Below are 18,939 nucleotides of genomic sequence, written 5' to 3'. Positions count from 1 at the left end.
CTGCGACAGATCTAGAAGCCGCATCCCCGTTGGCAATTCGGGTTCCGATGAGACGCAAGATGGCGGCAAAAACACTGGCGCGCGGTTCGCTTCCATCGCGCGCTACCTTGTGATCGCCTTTCGTTTGCGCTGTCAGATCATTTAGCGACCCAAACTTGCCGTATCTCTGCAAACCATGCGTGCGATCAGAAAGCACTCGTGTACCGCATCGTTTGGGGCAAGCCATTTCTGGTGGTATGTTAGAGGCATGTTGTCCCTTTGTAAGTCTCCATAAATTGTCTGAAGACCGGATGTTTCGCTTGGTTGGATGTATCATCGTACTCAAATCAATCTCGCGGGGTTCAATTCCGTGTTGCGTTGAAGCGGAGGTGAAAGCGGATCAGCCGCTATTCGGACACTAACCGCCGTTCCGCTTGCCACTGGAAATTCAGAGACACCAATTCCGATTGCTCGATCCGTGCGACCTGAGCGTGGTCAGGAAAATGTGCCATTAGGTCAGCGACGGCCTGATCGCGTTCAATGTCGGTCATGACGCCATCCGACAAAGCCGCATCGAGCGCCGAACGATAGGCTTCAAGATGCTCGCGTTGCTGCGCAATTGCGTAGGCCGCCGGTGCTGGTGCGTTGTGCGCCCCGTAAATCGTTTCGAGACCAGGCAGACGCTCCGAAAGGCTCTCAACGGTTGCAATCCATGCGTCCAGATCAGCGTCCCTCAGGAAAGCGGTGACGCCGTCTTCCACGACTTCTACCGCGAACAAAGTGCTCTCTTCCTCACTGTAGAGCATCGTATTTGACGGGGCGTTGGCGTTCGGCACCTCGATGACTTCAAAGCTCACGTCCCCAAATTCGAGAGTATCACCGTTTTCGAGCACGTTTTCCGGGAGCGTCTCAATCACCTGCTCCTGTGAAGGGAAGTCATCCCCGAGCGCGGCCTTTCGGCTTGCGATGTAGCCCTCCCCGTCGGTTCTGAGACTGCGGATCGTTGCCGTGGATGCAAATACCTCAGCCTCAGGAAACGCGTCTCGAAACACGCTCAGCCCACCAAAATGGTCCGTATGCGGAACGGGAATGACAATAGCTGCAACCGGTAAGCCGATACGCTCGATCCGTGTGACAGCGTTTGCGGCTTCGGAGAAGGTTCGTTGCGTACTAACGACCACCAATCCGTCCGATGTTTCAATGGCATAAGTGTTGACGGAGTCCGGGTCAGGAGAGCTGTAGGTGTGAACCTGCAAGTCGGCCAACGCGGGCGATGCGAAAGACGCCGTTATGACTAAGGCAGCGCTGAACTTTGACGGAAGATGGAGCATTTCGACATCCTGCGGTTTGGTAGCTTAATTTTGGACAGATGTCCAACTTGGACATTCGTCCAAAATATTCAATATTGGGGTGCTAACATGTTCGTGACCAGAGAGGTGGCACGTGGCCCCCAAACGTGGATTCAGTGATGAGGCTGTTGCCGACGCGGTCATGCAGGTCTTCTGGACGCATGGTTACCGCGCAACTTCCATCGACGATTTGGCGACCGCGACTGGTGTGCGCAAAGGATCTCTTCACAACGCCTTCGGCAACAAAGAAGACCTGTTCGTCATCGCGATCGAGCGATACGCCAAAGATTTTTCTAATCGCATGGCCGATAAAGCTGACGACGCGGACCCGTTGGTCGCAGTACCGGCGTTTTTTCGCGCGGTTACAAGTCGAATGACCGAAGCACACACGCCGCCTGGGTGTTTGACGTCAGCGGCGTGTAGCGAGTTTGGTGAGCTTCCCCCGCGAGCGAAAAACGCGGTTCGGGAGGTTGTCGAACAAACCCGGGCGCGGCTTGCGAAGTTTGCGTCCGCGGCGGTTAATTCTGGTCTTTTGCCTGCGACCACTGACCCAAAGGCCCAAGCGGATCTGTGGTTCGCGATCACACGGGGCATGGCTGCGCTTCACAAAGTAACGGGCGACACCGACGCAGTCGAAAGGATTGCTGAAACTGTCATCGCACAGCTTTCGGGCCGGGCGACTGCCCCATGATAGCGGCGGCAGACAGAGAAAGAGATCAGTTGGCGCGTCTTTGAAAGCCACCAGGCAGTAGTCCTCGTAAAAGGGCGAGGCTCGCCGCTATCGCAAGGCTTGCGATAACCCACGTTAATCCAAGCTCGAAACCTGTGGACCAGCCAATGATCAAAGGGGTGCATGCGCCTGCCAGAAAAAACGCTGTCATCGCCTGGGACGTAGCCTGTTCCGGAGGCGCACCGGACCGCGCCACCTCTGACAACAGGACGCCGTTCCAGGCAAATGCGAAGGCGATGCAGATCACGGATGCAGCGGCGGCCCCGCCGCCGGTTGAGGTTAAAAGGAGTGATAGGCTTAAAACGATGATGAAGATGATGATCTGAATGACTGGCGCGGAGCCAATATGGTCTGCCACCATTCCCAAAACCAGACGTAAGAGAATGGAAACAAACATGGCGGTGCCGAATATCGTGGCCGCCATGTCGGGCCGTATGTCTAACCAAGGGGCGAGAATACCCACATATGTGACGCTGAAGCCCAGTTGAACCGACGCAAGGACGAAGAACACCAATACGAGGCTGGAGACCGCGCGATGGTGGGGGGTGCGCCCTGTGGCGACGGGCATGGGTTTTGGCCGCAGGACATGGAGGCCGACAAGGCGACCGCTTATTTCTGACGCGACCCAGATCAGCAAACAGATCACAGCCAATCCTATAAGGGCCACTGGATAACCAAAGGCATTTGAGACAAGCGGCAGGTAGAATGCCGCGATGAGGCCCCCTAGAGGAACGGCGCTCTGTTTTGCAGAGAACACAAGGTTACGGTGGATGCGGAGGTCCAAGATGGAAAGGATTGAGCCGCTGGCTGTGTTGCTTTGGCCGTAGGCACATCCGAACAATGCCGCGGCGATATAGAGACCAATTTGTTGGTCGACCGCAACGGCCAACAAACCTGTGGCCGCGAAGGCAAGTGTCATCTGACTGACCCGGAACCCGCCAAATCGTCGGACGAGCCTTGCAGAAACCTGAGTGGCAACCGCTGCTATGAAAAACAGCACCGAGCCATATATCCCGATCCAGCTGCTCGACGGATTGCCATCTACGCGATAATCCTGAGCCAGAATTGGGATGCTGAGTGTTCCGGCAACAACCAAGGTCTGGGCGGACATAAGCGTGAAGAGCGTAACTGGTACTGTCCGTCGGTCTGCGGCCAAATCCATCAGGTCTGAGCTTCGAGCTTGAAAAGCTCCGCGTACTGGCTTTGCAGCTTGTTCTTCTCCACTTTGCCCATCGTGTTCCGGGGCAGCGCATCCAACGTGAGCAGGCGCTTGGGGTGTTTAAACCGCGCCAGTTCTTCGCGGCAGATGGTCTCAACCTTTGCGTCGTCCAGAGCGGCGTTCTGTTTCATCACAAGCGCCGCGATCACAGCCTCTCCAAGGTCGGGATGCGGGACGCTAAAAACCGCGCTCTCCCGAACGCCGTCGATCTGGTCCAGCACGGTTTCAACCTCTTTCGGATAGACGTTGTACCCGCCAGAAATGATCAGGTCTTTGGCGCGCCCCACGATAGAAAGATACCCGTCTTCTGAGAACACACCCAAATCACCCGTGATGAAGTAGCCATCGCTTCGATGTTCTGCGGCGGTCTTCTCAGGCATATTCCAGTAGCCTTTGAAGACATTCGGTCCTCGGATCTCGATCGATCCAATCTCGCCGGGTGGTAAGGCGCGGCCCGTCTCCGGGTCTGCGACCCGGATGTCGACGCCGGGCAGCGGCAATCCGACAGAACCGGGACGCCGCGCTCCGCTATACGGATTTGAGCTGTTCATATTGGTTTCGCTCATACCGTACCGCTCAAGAATTGCGTGCCCCGTGACATCGGTCCACGCTTTGTGCGTCTCAGCCAAAAGCGGGGCACTGCCCGAGATGAACAGCCGCATCGCTTTGGCCGCAACGGCCAAGCCGGGCTGTTCCAACAGGCGTGTGTAAAAGGTCGGGACGCCCATCAAAACAGTGGCGCGGGCCATGTCGTCCATAATTGCTTTCGCATCGAAACGTGTGTGGAACAGCATCGAAGCGCCGGAAACCAACGTCACGTTCGTCGCAACGAACAGCCCGTGGGTGTGGAAAATCGGAAGGGCGTGGATCAGCACATCGCTCTCCGAATAGTGCCAGGTTTCCTTCAGGGCCACCGCATTTGACGCCAAATTGCCATGCGTCAGCATCGCGCCCTTGGAACGCCCGGTCGTGCCTGAGGTATAAAGGATCGCCGCAAGATCATCGGCCGCGCGCGCCACTGGTTCAAACGCGTCGATGGACACGGCATGATCCCAAAGGCTGCCGGTTCCATCGGCGGCAAGCGTTTCAACACGCGGTCGCGCCGGCGTGCTGGCGGCGATGTCTTTCGTCCGCTCCTCAGCGTTTGGGTCGCACACCACAAGAAAAGGAGCGGCGTCCTCAATGAAATAAGCGAGCTCCGCACCAGTATACGCGGTGTTTAGCGGTTGAAAGACGCCACCGGCCAATACCGTACCCAGATATAGCTGCAACGCGTCGAGTGATTTTTCGACCTGCACGGTGACCCGATCATCCGGTTGAAGCCCCATACGTAAAAGACCCGAGGCGATTGCCTCAGCACCGCCAAACAGCTCTCCGTGCGTCAGGCGAGAGCCGTCTTCTCGGATCGCAAAAGTTGTCTCAGGGCGGTTTTCCGCACCTGCGGCAAGGGCCGCAGCCAAGTGATTGATCTCGTACATTTCTGGCTCCTCTTCAGCGCAGCAATCGACGCACGGACGGGCCGAATTTCACCTCACCAGTGGTCGCGAAATCCTCTTGATTGCGCGCGATATCCCGGCGGTCATAGAGGTAGTTGACCATCACGCCCCATGCATTTTCCTGGCCACGCAGGCTTTGATCGGCGTTTGCGTGGATCGCCTGAAGACGCGCGCCATTGCCAAGATGGAAGCGTGCGACCGGATCGAGCGGCTGGCCTTTCTGGGTCTTGGCGTGAACCAGATAGTGCGCGGCCAACATTAAGGCATCATCATCCGTCGGTTTGGCTTGGTCTGGATCGAGTTTTTGCAGCGTCTCCGCAACCTGCCTCGGCATTTCTTCATCACTCGGGTTTATGCGTTGATGCCTCACCCAAGCCCGAAGCCTCGGCACCGGCGACAAAGTCACAAAGGTGGCAATGTCTGGTAGTTCACGGCTCAAATCCTCGACGACCTGCTTGATCAGGAAGTTACCGAAAGAGACGCCTTTGAGGCCCGGTTGACAGTTGGAAATGGAGTAGAAGACGGCCGTTGTCGCATCCTTTGACCGGGTAACAACGCGGTCGGGGCTTAGAATGCTGTCAATGGACGTGGGGATCTCCCCGGAGAGCGCCACCTCAACGAAGATCAAAGGATCGTCCTGAAGCGCTGGATGGAAGAAAGCATAGAGCCGTCGGTCATCTGACGACACGCGACTTTTCAAGTCATGCCAATCCTGGATCGCATGCACGGCTTCGTAGTCGATGATACGTTCAAGAACTTCTGCGGAGGTGCTCCATTCGATCCGGCGCAGATCCAGAAAGCCGCGGTTGAACCAGGATGAAAACAAGTGATGGAAGTCGCCATCCAACGCGCGGAGCACCGGGTCAGACTTGGCGATCTTCAGAAGACGAGCGCGCAACCGTACCAGAGATCGCGTCCCGCCCGGAGCCTGGTTCAGGCGGCGCAATAGCTCTTGTGTGCGCGGCTCACTCGCGCGGTGCAGGGCGCGGGCCGATGCCGGATCAGCGGCATCGAACGCATGGATTGCAGTTTCGAGCCCCGCTTGATCAGGCCCGAATTCAGCCGCGATAGTTCGAAACGTGTCCGACAATGCGGTCTCATCCATGCCTTCGAGCGCATCCAACAGCCGTCGTGCCCGGATTAAGGAACTGACCTCTCCCGATCTTCCAAGTAGCTCACGGCACAAGGCAATCGGGTCGGCATCTTGCCTGCCGGGCAGACCAACGCGCGGAATGAAACGGGATGCAATGTCGGTCAGAAACTGCCCGTATCGGGGATCACACTCATGCTGCGAGGCCCCGGATCGGAATTCCCTTTTCCTTGATCGATCGGATACCATCCAGAAGTAGATCGAGATCGGGTCTGACCGAGGCTGAATTCGACATCTCGACGATCTGAACCAAACCGTCCCCATTGATCACGAAAAGACCAGGCTCTGCGAATGGCCTGCCCGTTTCCGCAGGCTTTATGCTGTCCGATACGAAGAGCCCAAGTTGGCGCATCTGTCCGAAGGAAAGGTCATAGCCAACAGGGAACTGCCATTTGAACTCAGCGACATCCGCCTCCGCACGATCCTGCGGGTCGGCGGAAATGGCCAGACCGGCGACGCCGATCGCGGAAAGGTCGGCTAGCATCGTATTGAGTTTAGAGAGGTACGGCTTGCAACGGGCGCAGTGGCGCCCGCGGTAGACGACAACGATGGTCCAGTCGTTGAGTTCCCCTAAATCGAGCACACCACCGTCGACCAGCGGCACTTGCACGGATGGCATTGGTTTTCCGGGAATTAGGGTGGCAGACATGTCGGGCCTCCAAGGTCAATCGATCAAGGTTCTGAAAAGGGCGTAGAGGTCGGCTTGGCCTTCGAAGCCGATACCGGGTCGTGTGGGAGCTGGCAGAGAGCCATCCACGATATCTGCATCGTCTGCATAACCGGAGAAGACGCCAAAGACGTTTGGATACGCCTCGCACATCTGCATCCCAAACCCGAGCGCGGCGGCTAACGCCATCTGGTTGCCGCCATGGGGCAGGACATCCTGCGTGTTCCAGCCGTGGGCGCCCAGCAAGGTCATGCTTCTGGCGCAGGCCGCGTAGCCATAGTTCTGCTGCACATCGATCTGCAGGATGTCTTTGCCCGGGCGCATACCCCCGTAGCGCAACAGATTTTGCAGATCGGGGAGAGAGAACAGGTTCTCGCCCGTCGCCACCGGCGGTCCATAAGCCTCCACGAATGCGCGGTTTGCTTCGAAATCCACCGGATGCGCCGGTTCTTCGAACCAGGCGAGACCTAGGTCCTTGAACGCCGCGGCATAGTCCAGGGCGCGTTCCGGGCTCATCCCGCAATTTGCATCCACGGCGAGCTGATGCGGCCCCTCCAAAATCGCCAGGATGGACTCAATCCGCCGGCGATCTTCTTCGATGGGCAGGCCGCCGATCTTGGTTTTCAAAAGAGTATAACCCGCATCCAGGTAGCCTTGCATTTCGGCCTGCAGGCTTTCGCGGGTTTCCTCGGGCATGTACCATCCGCCACCGACATAGCAGAACATCCGCTCCGGCGCCGTGCCGTCGCCGTATCGACGGGCAAGAAGAACGTGTAGCGGAACACCTTCGATCTTGGCCATCGCATCCCAAATAGCAGTTTCCACGGTGCCGATCGCCATAGAGCGCTCCAGATCGCCGCCCGGTTTCTCGCCCGCGATCATCACGGCATGGATCGCGTCGATATCGAAACCGCCTGACGCCTCATCCAGCAAGCTATCCGGATCGGCGCGCAACAGACGCGGGATCACCCGGTCGCGCATCTGCCCCCCACAGGCATAACGCCCCGTGGAGTTGAAGCCGTACCCAACAACCGGTTTCCCCTCCTGCACCACGTCCGTGATAACTGCGACAATCGACGTGGTCATATCCTGGAAGGAAAAGGCTGCGTTGCGCATCTCGATATGCAGCGGAACGACCCTTTCGCGGATGTCTACGATACGCATGCCGACCCTACCCAAACACCATGTCACCGAGACCGGTGGCCAGTTCAGGCCAGATCGCCACAGCCACCAGCACGATCAGTAGGCAAATCCAATACGGGGTCGCCGCGCCGAAGATGCGCAAGGTGCTGACCTTGTCGTCATTCGCGGCCGCTTTGACAGTATAAACGATCAGACCAAAGGGCGGTGTCAGGATACCCGCTTCGATGGCCAAAATCCCGATGATCGCAAAGGCAATCGGATCGTAGCCGATCAATTCACCCAAGGGCGCGAAAATCGGAACCGTCAGAAGCATGATCGACTTTGAATCGATCAGCATCCCCAGGATGAACCAGATGCAAACCATGAACACCAAGACCGCCCAAGGGGGGATCACCCCCGACCCGAAGAAGTCTTCGATGGACCCACCGATCCCCGTTAGAGCCAAGGTGCGAGAATAGAGCAGCGCCATGAGGATCATGATCATCAAGGGCGCTGCGGTTTTCCCGACCTGAAGAATGCCTTCGAAGATGTCCTTGCGGCCCAGCCGCTTCACGGCAATCGCGAAGATAAGCGCCAACAGAGCGCCGACCCCGGCCGCCTCCGTTGCCGTGAACGCCCCGAACCAAATGCCGCCCAGAACGGCCGCGATCAGACCGCCCATGCAAATGCCGCTAATGAACACATCCCGCGATGTCACGGTATCGAGCGGCGATGGCTGTAAGTCGTCGCCCGAGGCCGCGGCGCTCAGCGACCGGGGCTGCGGCTCTCCCTCCGCGACGGAGGCCGTCGGCCCCTCGCCATAGAGATGAGGCCGGAACCATGCATTGAGGAGGACATAGATCAGGAAAAGACCGGCGAGCATCAGCCCCGGCAGGATGCCAGCCAGGAACAACCGGCCGATGGATTCCTCGACCAAGATGGCCCAGAGGATCATCAGGTTGCTCGGCGGGATCAGCATGCCGAGGCAACTCGATCCGGCGATGACGCCAAGCGCAACGCCACGGTCATAGCCGAGCTTGAGCATTTGCGGATAGGCGATCCGCGTAAAGGCTGCGGCCGCCGCAATACTGACACCTGTCAGGAAGGCAAAAACCGCGTTGCCCAAAACTGTGGCCAGCGCGAGTCGTCCGGGGATGGCCCGAATGGAGCGGTTAATGCCGACGTAGAGGTCCTGCGCTGCACCGGATCGGCTGATGAATTCTCCCATCAACATGAAAAGCGGAAGCGCTGCGAACACGTAACCACGAAGCCCTTGGAATGCGGTACTTGCAAAGGTTGCGATGGTGATGTCGAGGCTGCCGGTGATCAGGAAGAGCCCAAGAAGGCTTGTGATAGCGAGCGAGACGGCAATGTGAACGCCCGCAAATACGAGCACGATTAGAAGGCCAAGGACGGGGATCGTGATGCCAATGTCAAACATCTTCACCACCCCGATCTTGAAGGGTTTCGACGAGCATATAGAGGTAGTTGATGGCTGCGAGCGCGGCACCACCAGCGATTACGGCATAGATCGGCCAGGTGGGGACGCGCAGCGCGCCTTCCCCTTCGTACTCGCCCGAGGTGAAGGCATCCGCCATCGGCTCCAGAACCGCATAGCAAAGCAATGCAAAGATCGCGGCACCGCAGAGATGCCCGAAGACTTCCAACGCCTTTTGCACGGGCTTGGGAAGCAGATGCACTACGAAGTCGGCGCGCAGCATCGATTTCGACCGGACAGCAAAAGCGATCTGTAGAAATGCGATCACCACGATGGAGTTTACGATGATTTCCAAAGTGCCGGTCAGAGGCGCATCGAAGAGCCCGCGCCCCGTCACGTCCAGTGTAATGATGACAGCCAACAGAAAGGCCCAAATGGCCGAGACTGACATTAAACCGCGGTTTATCTTTTCGATGAATGACATGATGCCGTTTCCTCCCAAGGGTCCCCGCCGAGGCATCCGTTTCGGCAGGGACCAGTTTGTTGGCAGCATCGCTGTTGCTGGCCGCAACGCGCCGTCAAAGCCTCAGTTCAGCGCGTAGGTCCCTGCGACCTCCGAGCCCTCGGAAATCAGGGCTTCGATGTAAGCACCAATCACCTCGGCCGAGGGTAGACCTCGCTCGGCGCCTTCGGCAGCGGCGTTCCGTGGAATGTCCACAGCTCCCGCAGCCCAGGCTGCACGCACGTCCGACGCGATCTCCAGCAGCGTGGCACCTGCATCGACCATCGTTTGTACGGCAGTCTCATCGCGCGCTGCGTTGGCTTCGTTGACGCGAGCCTCGTATTCTAGCGCGACCTCGGTGACGATCGTGCGCACCTCTTCCGGCAAGCTCTCCCAACGGTCCGCATTCACATTGAGCAAGTTGATCGGCATCGAGCCAAAGTCGATCCGCGCGATGTAGGGCGCGACTTCGTGAAGATTGAACCCGGCCATCCCTTGGTAGTGGATCAGCATACCGTCGAAGACACCGGTTTGCATGCCGTTGTAGGCGTCGCCCAACGATCCCTGGACCGGCGTTGCGTCCGTTGCGTCGAGCCACGCGAGGTTAGGCCCACCAGCCATGATGCGCCGTCCCTCCAGGTCCTCCAGCGTGGCCCAAGGCTCTGTGGTGATGATGTTGTAATTGCTCGACGCCATGACCGCCAACGGTACCTGGCCATGGGCTTCGACCTGCCCGGGCAACGCAGGGAAGGTATCGTATAGCTCCCGCGCAATCGCCCCGGCCCGCACCGGATCGCCGATGCCAAACGGAGTCTGGAAGCCGTAATTGTTCAGATAAAGCGCACTCGGCTCAAAGGTTGTTGCCATGGCGCCAAAGTCGAGCAGTCCGCTTTCGGTCGCCTCAAAAATCTCTGGCAGCGCCGCCACCGAGCCACCATAGGCCTCAACAAAATTCGCCGTGTGATCGGTTTCGGCCTCAATGCGACGGACGACTTCCGGAACAAAAAAACTCTCGAGCTCGCTCACATATGGCAGCGTGGCTGGATGGCCGGCGCCGATGCGGAAGTTGAAGCGGTCTGCCGATGCAGCGCTCGCGGTGAAGGCAAGTGCTCCGGCAACTGCCGCAATCCCGAAGACTCTGCGGTTTTGATGTTTCATTGGTTCCTCCCTAAGTGGTGAGTTGATTTAGTGTCCAACGCTCCTCAACGTTGGTTCCGGATTGCTTGAACAGCTTTGAGACCGGGCAAAAACGGGGCAGGTCTCGTTTGATCGCTTCGATTTGCTCCGGTAGCGCATCGGTGGTGGCGTTGATGTGCAGGATTACGCTCGTCCAAGGCACATCGACTTCTTCAAGCAGCATCGCGCCCCGGCGGTCGAAGATGACTTCCGCTTCGACCGTCATATCGGAGAGTTGGGCGCCGTGAAGTTTAGCCACCTTGTTTGCGATGACGTTGGTGCATCCGATCAGTGAGGCGGTTGCCACCTCGACGGGCGACATCCCTAGATTTGTGCCGCCCCGTTCCTGTGGTTCGTCGATGACCAGAAGCTTGTCACGAAACGCCACGTCCGTCCGATCCTTGGTCACGCAAACAGCAGGTATCGTCATGTTCAAGGTCGGCTTAAATCTCGGTTTCGGCGTTGGCGCGTTCATCGGGCCGCCCCTATTCCGCCGCCTGCGATGAGGCCGCGACGGCGCTCTCGTCGATGACGGGATTGCGCAAGACGCCAAGCCCCTCGATCTCCACCTCGCAGGTGTCGCCCGGCTTCATCCAAAGCTGCGGTCGGCGCGCGTGACCAACGCCAGCTGGCGTTCCCATTGCAATGACATCGCCTGGATAAAGCGTCATGATTTGGCTGAGGATCGATACCGTCTCGGCGACAGGAAAAATCATGTCCGACAGCGACGAGTCTTGCAGGACCTTCCCGTTCAAACGGGATTGGATACGCATCTCCGCCATGCCCGGTGGCAGGTCGTCGGCCGTTACGATGGCGGGACCAAACGCACCCGTACCATCAAAATTCTTTCCGGCCGTCCATTGCGCGGTCTTCCGCTGGTACTCTCGCACGGACGCATCATTGAAGATTGAGTAACCGAAGACATGAGAAAGCGCCGTCTCCTCCGAAACATGGCGCGCTGTTTCGCCGATAACCACGGCTAACTCTGCCTCATAATCGAAGGTCTCAGACACCACCGGTCTGACAAGTGGACTGCCGCTGCCGATCAGAGAACTGTCCGCCCTCATGAAAAGGGCAGGATAGTCCGGGATGTCAAAACCACCCTCTGCCGCATGATCTTTGAAGTTTAAGCCCAGGCAGATGAACTTGCCTGGATTGCCAAGAACCGGCGCAAGGTCGAGAGTTGCGGCATCAATGAAGTCAGTTTCTGCCGCTCGATCGATTTCAGCCTGCGCACGGGACAAGTTCACTGCCGCGTTGGCGATGAACCCCATCAGACTTGGCGGAAAAGCATCCGATTTTGCGCCAAGGTCGAGCACGCCGTCGTCTGTGTCTACACCGTAGCTGAGCCTGGAATGCCGTTCGAAGGAGCAAAGTCGCATCTGATCATCCTATCGATAAAGTTTTTCGTGAGTACTTTTTATCGATAAAAATAATCCTGTCAAGCATTCGTCGATATTGCTATAGCGAAGAGGCAATCATCGACGGATAACCATGAACGAACGTCTAAGCTCTAAGGCGACCTGCGCGCCCGTCACCATTACGGAAGATGTGTATGCGCGGTTGCGTGCGGATATTCTGAGTGGTGCGCTCTTCCCCGGTGAAAAGCTCAAGGTCGCCGATCTGTGCCGACGCTACGATGTCGGTGCGTCGCCGCTTCGCGAAGCACTGAGCCGACTGAGTTCAGAAAACCTTACCGACAAGACGGAGAACCGCGGCTTTCGCGTCGCATCCATCAGTGAAGCGCAGTATCGGGAGGTGTTTGAGCTTCGATGTCTGTTGGAAGCGGACGCGCTGCAAAAGTCTATTCGCAATGGCGCGCGCGATTGGGAAGACCGCCTGACCGTCGCCTTCTTCCGGTTAGACCGCGTACCGGTGGGTGCGCCGGATTGGGAGGAGTTACACCGCACTTTTCATGTAGAGCTTCTGAGCGAAGCCGGATCAATATTGCTGTTGAGGTATATAGAAGAGCTTTACGATCAGGCTGTTCGATACAGGAACCTGTCGCGCGCAATCTCTGATGACAAGCGGGACGTTCGTGGCGAGCACAAAGCTGTTTTTGAGGCCGCGATCGCCCGCGACATGGATGCCGCGACGGCTGCGCTTATGGGACATTACCAGCATACGCTGCAAGGCCTTCGGAGCGACAGCTAAGCCGCCTGGATTGTCCTCCTTTCGAGCTGTCCGAAGTCTGTATCGACAAGCGTGGTGCACTTTGACCGGATCATCGCGAAGGCTTCTGCCTCGTCAGAAGTTCAAGTCTCAATTCTGAACAAGCCCAGTATCCCGTGTTGCCGTCCGACAGCTCGGCTTGCTCGGAGCCAGCGTCGTGGTCGCCGCATTGGCCTATCGCTTTGCTGTGCGAAAAGCCTGGCTCAACCTAACAAACCAGACCTTGGTTCCGACGGGATGAACGTCCGCTTCCTCCAGCTCAACTGACCTTCAAGTGTTGGTTGGATTTGCTCATGCAGCGAATGGCAGCAATGCGGGCTGCAACCGCAGCATTCGAAGAATGCGCTCAAGGTCGGCTCTGGGCCGTAGGGAACGGCGTCACGCACCTGACATGCGGGACGCGCCGCCGCCGCTCTGGTCAGCTTCGAGCCCTTTTCACAGATGCCGCATCAGGCGCGGCTCGGCCCTCTTCCGACACGCGGGTGCGCGCGCGGCCCGTCTGACAATCCGATACAAAGCAATATCTCGTCGGCGCGCGGGGCATCGGGGACGCAGAGCGTCATGGTGTCGATGTGATCAAACGACCACGCCTCATCTTTGTGCCCCAAGGGTAGATCGATGCTGGCCCCCACGGCGCCGACTTTGTGGTTGGAGGGCATCAGAGACGCTCCACCGCCGATAGCCGCACGGACGGGTTTTCCAAGAGCCGGATGTAGCACGGCAGCGCCATGTTCCATCGCACCGGAAGCTCCGACAAGGGCAGCCTTTCCGTAACACAGGGGCGGTCGATCCAGCAGGGTAAGAAGCTCCTCGGTCAAAGATTGGCCGAGCTGCGCGCTTGTGTCGAACAGCCCTGATAAGTCCGTTTGCGCGATCCCGGCGAACGGGTTTCTGAAAACGGCCATCGCCGCAACACGGGTGATCGGCGCGCACGTCTGCCCCATCTCATCCGCGGTGATGATTTCCTTGGTGAATATCGTCTTGCGAACGTCCATGGTCAGGCCTCCTTCGTAAGGCTCGCGCGAGGTGCATCTTTGATGGTTTGGAACGCCAGGCCAAGGGGGAGCACGGCGGCAAACAGGATGATGGCGAGCCACATGGGGGCCTGCGGATTGCCGGCCGCCTCAAGCAGAGCGCCCGCCGCAGGTGGCGTGATCAACATGATCGCGTAGTACACGGTAAAGAAGATCCCCATGCCAAAGGCGCGGACTTGAGGCCGCATGGCTTGGCCGGCCATTGCCATAATGACCCCCGCCGGCGCCATGCCGATCAAGCCGAACAGTATGCTGGCCCCAATGCCTGCCCCGGGCACGCTCAACAGCAGGAGCGCCACAATGGCGCCCCCCATGCAGACTGCAAGAACGACGTTACGCCCACCGAAACGGTCCACGATCTGCCCGCAAACCGCGCCGGAAGCGATCATAATCCAGCTTCCGATGCTGATGATCCCCGCGGCTGCGATAGCGGATTGGCCCAAGCCTTCGAGGACCTTGGGTCCAAAGGACAAATAGGTGACATAGGCGGCGTTGAAGACGCCCCAAGCCGTGGCCGCGCAGAGGACGAGACGCCATTCCTCTTCGGTCATTTTGATTCGTGGGCCGCCCACAGCTTGCGGCAGATCGTGAGGTGGGCGGTAGACGGCCAACACCCCAAGGGCCGCGATCAAACAATAGCCCGAGGCCACCTGAAACGGCACTTGCCAGCCAAAGGTTTGAGCCAGCCAGGCGTGGCCAATCTGTCCCATGGCGATGCCGAAGGGCCAGGACATGACAAGGACGCTCATGGCGGTTGCGATTTCACGGCCCTCGAACCAGTCGGCGACCATTTTCGTCATGTAGAGCGTCGAGAACAGGAACCCGGCCCCGGCAAAAATGCGTCCCATACCGAGGCCCCAGCTTTCGCTGGCCAAAGACGACACGAGCCCGCCCAACGCCAAGGCGCCCAATCCAATGACCACCATGATGCGGTCCGACACATAGCGCCCCCAAAGACCTGCGGGGATAGCCAGTGCTAAACCGGGGGCCATGAACAGCCCAATCAGCAAGCCAATGCCAACATAGTCGAGCCCGAAGGCAACGATCAGGTCATCGCCCACGGAAGCCACGGTTTGGAACTGAAACCCCAACCCGACACGGGCCAGAAACAGCAGGCCAAGGATGTGCCATCGCATCACGCCCAACCAAGCCCGCGCAGGGCGTGCACGTCGTTCCAGACCTTGGTCATGTGGCGGATCTTGTCGCCGTTAAACTGCATGACGTAGGCGTAGTCCGAGGTGACGCTCTGGCCCATGGGCGGCACCGGGCCACCCTCGCCCGTCTGCGTGCCATGAAATTCCGCCGTTGCCACAACGGTGCCACGCGCCTCATCCGCTGCAAAGGCTGTCAGGACGTAACGGCCATGGGGCACCGGCGTCAGAAGGCCCTTCATCCATTCCGCATAGGCGGCAACCGTCGTCGTCTCGGCCAGCGCATCGGCCTGGCAGGAGAAACTTGCGCCCTCAAGGCAGAAGGCTTGGCAGGCGTCCCATCCGTGACCGGTTTCGCAAGCTTCAAAGAACGCGGTCGCAGTCTCGATCTGAGTCATCTGTCTATCCTTCGGTGTTGATGTGATGCGCTCATCCTAGGCCCACGCCGGGGCAGCCGGGTATAGTGCAGATGCGGTAAATTGGGCGGAGGCGTGCAGTATTCAAACTACAGCATTTGCAGGATTGCTTGTTTGCGGTGCTGTCCGCACACTCCGCCCAAGTCCTTATCTTGTGGAGCGTGACCAGGTGTCGGAACGGGCAAACCTTAGCCAAAGGGAAGTGCAAATCGCGCAGGCCTATGCCGGTGGCCAGACCTATCAGGCCATCGCCAATAGCTTGTGTATCGCGCCCAGTACGGTGCGCACGCATTTGGCCACCATATACCGCAAACTGGATGTCTCATCGAAAGTGGAGCTGGCCACGCGCCTGAAGGGGGAGGCATCCGCACCCCGAAATGCCGCCGAGTTGGCCATGGTCGTCTCAGAATTGGCGCTAAGCCTGGAAGAGGCCATCAGCCGCGAAAGAGCAATGAGCGAGGTCTTGCGGATCATCAGCGCGGCGCGGGGCGACCTGAAGGCCGTGATGCAGGAGATTTTGGCCTATGCGCTGGATCTGTGCGACGCAGAGTTCGGTGTCATGTTTGAATATGGAAATACCCACAAATTTCACGCCACCTTTGCCCTCGGTATACCCCCCGACTTCGAAGCCTGGTTTGACGCGCAGGGGTGGTTCGCCGTCAGTCCTCAAACAGGTCTCGGCCGCATGGATGCGCAGCGCGAGATCGTCAATATATTCGACGTCAAATCCGAGGACATTTACCTAAGCGATGATCCCTTGCGCATCGCGACCGCCGATCTTGGCGGGGCGCGGTCGTTTGTGGCGATCCCGATGCTTGCGGCAGACACGCTTGTGGGGGCCTTCGTGCTCTACCGGCAAACCGTCCGGCCGTTTTCCGACGACACCACGCGGCTGGCGCAGATGTTCGCCGCCCAAAGCGTGATCGCGCTGGAAAACGCGCGCATGATCAAAGCTATGCAAGGGGCCGTGCCGTGACGAAAGCGCCCGCGGATATGCACCCGCTCACCCATCGCGAAAGGCAAATCGCGCAAGACTATGCCCGGGGCGAAAGCTATCAGCAGATTGCCGACAATTTGTGCCTTGCGCCGTCCACTGTACGGACGCATCTGGCCACAATTTACCGCAAACCGGGCGTGTCCTCGAAGCTGGACCTGCGCGATGCGTTGGAGAGCCCAAGTGTCCCCGGGCCGGAAGCTGACCCCGCGGTTCCTGCGCGGCCCTCCATCGCGGTTCTGGCCTTTGAGAACATGTCAGGCGATCCGGAACAGGAGTATTTTTCGGATGGGATCAGCGACGATATCATCACGGCGCTCTCGCGATCCCCATGGCTGTTCATCATCGCGCGCAACACGACCTTTACCTACAAGGGATCGAGCGTGGATGTCCGGCGGGTGGCGAAGGAGCTTGGCGTCCGCTTTGTGCTGGAAGGCAGCGTCCGCCGTTCTGGCGACCGGGTGCGGGTCACGGCGCAATTGATCGACGGCACGACCGGTGGACATCTGTGGTCTAGCGGTACGACGGCCAGTTAGAGGATGTCTTCGACCTGCAAGATCAGATCACCCGCAATGTGGTGGCCTCGATCCAGACCACAGTCGATCTAAACACGATCCCTGAGCCGGTTGAACGCACCTCCCGCCCCGACCTGACGGTTTGGGAGCTGACGATGCGCTCCTGGCATCTGCTCTATGATTTCACGCCCGAAAGCTATGCCCACGCCAAGACGCTGCTGGAACGCGCGTTGGCGATTGACCCCGAAGGCGCCGAGGCGAACATGGTGCTGTCGCTGATTAATCACCACATCGCGATCATGGGCTTTGTCGCGGACACCCGACCGGCCATGGAAGCGGCCTACGCGCTGGCCCGACGCGCAACGCAGTTGGACGACCGCAACGAATATGCCCATTGGGCCTTGGGGATCAGCTGTTGGGGTTTACTCAAATACGATGAGTCTCTGGCAGCCTTGGAGCGCGCGGTGGCGCTGAACCCGAATTGCTCTCTGGCCTATGGCAGCCTTGGGACGCTGCTTGGGATTTTGGGACGGTCAGAGGAGGCGATTGCCCATCAGCACATCGCTATCCGCTCCAACCCGCTTGACCCAAGCATTTTCTTCCGCTTCTCGGGCCTGGCCCTGGCCCACTACTTGGCGGATCGGTTCGAGACCGCAATCGAATGGGCCGAGCGCGCCATACACCGCAGGCCAAGCTGGTACTTTGCTCATTTTGTTCTTGCGGCCAGCCACGTCGCGCTTGGCCGGGAAAAAGATGCGGCTCTAGCGGTAAAGGCCGCTCTGGATGCGCTACCGGGTATTTGCGTTGCAGATTTGGATCGTGTGCCCCTGAAAGACCCGAAAAAAATGCGAACGTTGCGCGAGCGTTTGATCGAAACGGGTCTTCCAAAGTGACTTAAGCGAAGAGGTAGCGGTAGTGGTCAATAGAGTTGCGCTGGCGCAGGTAGGCGAAGTGCGGCGAACTGCCAATCTTAACTTAATAAAACTTCGCGCGTGCGGCGAATGACCATTAAGCGGGCTGCGACCACAGCATTCTGATGGGATGCCCAAGGTCGGCTTTGGGCCGCCGTTGAAGGCGACCCGAATTTACTAGATTTCAATGGCCTCGGCGATTGCTAGCGCGTCCTCAAGTTCGACGCCCAGATATCGAACCGTACTGTCCATTTTGGTGTGTCCAAGCAGAAGCTGAACCGCCCGCAAGTTGCCGGTCTTCTTGTAGATCTGGGTCACCTTTGTTCGCCTCATCGAATGCGTGCCATATGCGCTCGCCTCTAGACCGATTGATGTGACCCAATCGCGGACGATCCGCGCATACTGGCGTGTCGAGTTATGTAGGCGCTCATGAAAGCGGCCGGGCCATAGATATTCCGAGCCGACCATGAGCTCGTCTTCCATCCACTTCTCGACTGAAGCGCGTGTGCCTTCGGATATCTCAAATCGCACGGGTTTCTGTGTTTTACTTTGCAGGACAGAGGCGCGCTCCTTGATCTGACCCGATGCCATTACATCGACGACTTTCATCTTCACCAGGTCACAGCCGCGCAGTTTGCTGTCGATCGCCATGTTGAACAAAGCGAGGTCGCGATGGTTTTCTGCCAATTCAAGTCTAACTCGGATCGCCCAGACATGCTTCGGTTTTAGGGGTCGCTTCTGGCCAACGATGCGGCCCTTGTTCCAAGCAGGACGAAGTGCGCGAATAGCAGGCAAGTTTGGTGTTTCCATGACTGATCCTCCGATCCGCCATGCCCTCCCACAACGACAACCCGACGTTGACGGGGAAGCATATCACAGGATGCCGCGCTGCATCTGAGGTCCGGAATGAGTCCATGT

The 18,939-nt window shown here is 58.5% G+C and carries 20 protein-coding genes; 5 read left to right on the top strand and 15 right to left on the bottom strand.

Annotated features, from left to right (window positions below):
* Positions 1-386 precede the first annotated feature (386 nt).
* Positions 387-1,310, bottom strand: coding sequence for an MBL fold metallo-hydrolase (locus KX928_RS18735; protein WP_219505756.1), 924 nt, complete (start codon positions 1,308-1,310; stop codon positions 387-389).
* Between the two features lie 112 nt (positions 1,311-1,422).
* Here KX928_RS18735 and KX928_RS18730 point away from each other — a divergent pair, with 112 nt between their 5' ends.
* Positions 1,423-2,019 carry a TetR/AcrR family transcriptional regulator gene (locus KX928_RS18730; RefSeq protein ID WP_219505755.1) on the top strand — a complete coding sequence of 199 codons (597 nt, stop codon included), beginning with the start codon at positions 1,423-1,425 and terminating at the stop codon, positions 2,017-2,019.
* Between the two features lie 25 nt (positions 2,020-2,044).
* Here KX928_RS18730 and KX928_RS18725 read toward each other — a convergent pair whose 3' ends face one another.
* The 10 genes from KX928_RS18725 to KX928_RS18680 form a co-directional block, all read right to left on the bottom strand.
* Positions 2,045-3,220, bottom strand: coding sequence for an MFS transporter (locus KX928_RS18725; protein WP_219505754.1), 1,176 nt, complete (start codon positions 3,218-3,220; stop codon positions 2,045-2,047).
* Positions 3,220-4,755 carry a malonate--CoA ligase gene (locus KX928_RS18720; RefSeq protein ID WP_219505753.1) on the bottom strand — a complete coding sequence of 512 codons (1,536 nt, stop codon included), beginning with the start codon at positions 4,753-4,755 and terminating at the stop codon, positions 3,220-3,222. The genes KX928_RS18725 and KX928_RS18720 overlap by 1 nt, the downstream gene beginning before the upstream one ends.
* A gap of 13 nt (positions 4,756-4,768) precedes the next feature.
* Entirely contained in the window at positions 4,769-5,896 is a 1,128-nt protein-coding gene (locus KX928_RS18715; protein ID WP_219505751.1) for a malonyl-CoA decarboxylase, read from the bottom strand.
* A 160-nt stretch (positions 5,897-6,056) separates the two neighbouring features.
* Complete coding sequence (locus KX928_RS18710) at positions 6,057-6,572, bottom strand: redoxin domain-containing protein (protein WP_257883935.1); 516 nt, start codon at positions 6,570-6,572, stop codon at positions 6,057-6,059.
* A gap of 15 nt (positions 6,573-6,587) precedes the next feature.
* The gene (locus KX928_RS18705) at positions 6,588-7,754 is read right to left on the bottom strand and encodes an enolase C-terminal domain-like protein (RefSeq protein ID WP_219505749.1); all 1,167 of its coding nucleotides are present in this window, start codon (positions 7,752-7,754) and stop codon (positions 6,588-6,590) included.
* 7 nt (positions 7,755-7,761) lie between these two features.
* Complete coding sequence (locus KX928_RS18700; RefSeq protein ID WP_257883932.1) at positions 7,762-9,153, bottom strand: TRAP transporter large permease; 1,392 nt, start codon at positions 9,151-9,153, stop codon at positions 7,762-7,764.
* Positions 9,146-9,634: a TRAP transporter small permease gene (locus tag KX928_RS18695; protein WP_219505747.1), complete on the bottom strand. Its 489-nt coding sequence runs from the start codon at positions 9,632-9,634 to the stop codon at positions 9,146-9,148. The genes KX928_RS18700 and KX928_RS18695 overlap by 8 nt, the downstream gene beginning before the upstream one ends.
* Positions 9,635-9,736: 102 nt before the next feature.
* Positions 9,737-10,810: a C4-dicarboxylate TRAP transporter substrate-binding protein gene (locus KX928_RS18690; RefSeq protein WP_219505738.1), complete on the bottom strand. Its 1,074-nt coding sequence runs from the start codon at positions 10,808-10,810 to the stop codon at positions 9,737-9,739.
* A 10-nt stretch (positions 10,811-10,820) separates the two neighbouring features.
* Positions 10,821-11,303: an OsmC family protein gene (locus KX928_RS18685; protein WP_219505736.1), complete on the bottom strand. Its 483-nt coding sequence runs from the start codon at positions 11,301-11,303 to the stop codon at positions 10,821-10,823.
* Between the two features lie 10 nt (positions 11,304-11,313).
* Positions 11,314-12,147 (bottom strand): fumarylacetoacetate hydrolase family protein, encoded by an 834-nt coding sequence (locus tag KX928_RS18680; RefSeq protein ID WP_308342382.1) that lies wholly within the window; start codon positions 12,145-12,147, stop codon positions 11,314-11,316.
* A gap of 175 nt (positions 12,148-12,322) precedes the next feature.
* Here KX928_RS18680 and KX928_RS18675 point away from each other — a divergent pair, with 175 nt between their 5' ends.
* Positions 12,323-12,982, top strand: coding sequence for a GntR family transcriptional regulator (locus tag KX928_RS18675; protein ID WP_219505734.1), 660 nt, complete (start codon positions 12,323-12,325; stop codon positions 12,980-12,982).
* Between the two features lie 467 nt (positions 12,983-13,449).
* Here KX928_RS18675 and KX928_RS18670 read toward each other — a convergent pair whose 3' ends face one another.
* Genes KX928_RS18670 through KX928_RS18660 form a run of 3 tightly spaced genes read right to left on the bottom strand, consistent with a single transcriptional unit; the run spans position 13,450 to position 15,583 of the window.
* Positions 13,450-13,995, bottom strand: a complete 546-nt coding sequence (locus KX928_RS18670) for an amino acid synthesis family protein (RefSeq protein WP_219505733.1) — start codon at positions 13,993-13,995, stop codon at positions 13,450-13,452.
* 2 nt (positions 13,996-13,997) lie between these two features.
* A complete protein-coding gene (locus KX928_RS18665; protein ID WP_219505731.1) occupies positions 13,998-15,170 on the bottom strand; it encodes an MFS transporter in 1,173 nt (390 codons plus the stop codon).
* On the bottom strand, positions 15,170-15,583 hold the full coding sequence (locus KX928_RS18660) for a nuclear transport factor 2 family protein (protein ID WP_219505729.1): 414 nt from the start codon (positions 15,581-15,583) through the stop codon (positions 15,170-15,172). The genes KX928_RS18665 and KX928_RS18660 overlap by 1 nt, the downstream gene beginning before the upstream one ends.
* A gap of 187 nt (positions 15,584-15,770) precedes the next feature.
* Here KX928_RS18660 and KX928_RS18655 point away from each other — a divergent pair, with 187 nt between their 5' ends.
* From KX928_RS18655 to KX928_RS24110, 3 genes are all read left to right on the top strand, one after another.
* On the top strand, positions 15,771-16,577 hold the full coding sequence (locus tag KX928_RS18655) for a LuxR C-terminal-related transcriptional regulator (RefSeq protein ID WP_219505727.1): 807 nt from the start codon (positions 15,771-15,773) through the stop codon (positions 16,575-16,577).
* Positions 16,574-17,131: a LuxR C-terminal-related transcriptional regulator gene (locus tag KX928_RS24115; protein ID WP_308342381.1), complete on the top strand. Its 558-nt coding sequence runs from the start codon at positions 16,574-16,576 to the stop codon at positions 17,129-17,131. Before KX928_RS18655 ends, KX928_RS24115 begins: the two co-directional genes overlap by 4 nt.
* A gap of 134 nt (positions 17,132-17,265) precedes the next feature.
* Positions 17,266-18,003, top strand: a complete 738-nt coding sequence (locus KX928_RS24110; protein WP_257883930.1) for a tetratricopeptide repeat protein — start codon at positions 17,266-17,268, stop codon at positions 18,001-18,003.
* 195 nt (positions 18,004-18,198) lie between these two features.
* Here KX928_RS24110 and KX928_RS18645 read toward each other — a convergent pair whose 3' ends face one another.
* Positions 18,199-18,831, bottom strand: coding sequence for a tyrosine-type recombinase/integrase (locus KX928_RS18645; RefSeq protein WP_219505725.1), 633 nt, complete (start codon positions 18,829-18,831; stop codon positions 18,199-18,201).
* Between the last annotated feature and the right edge of the window lie 108 nt (positions 18,832-18,939).

Origin of the sequence: Roseobacter insulae (genome assembly GCF_019375555.1) — a bacterium.
GTDB classification, from domain to species: Bacteria; Pseudomonadota; Alphaproteobacteria; order Rhodobacterales; family Rhodobacteraceae; genus Roseobacter; species Roseobacter insulae.
The sequence above is the reverse complement of the archived record's forward strand: the minus strand, read 5'-3'. Positions and strand labels throughout refer to the sequence as shown.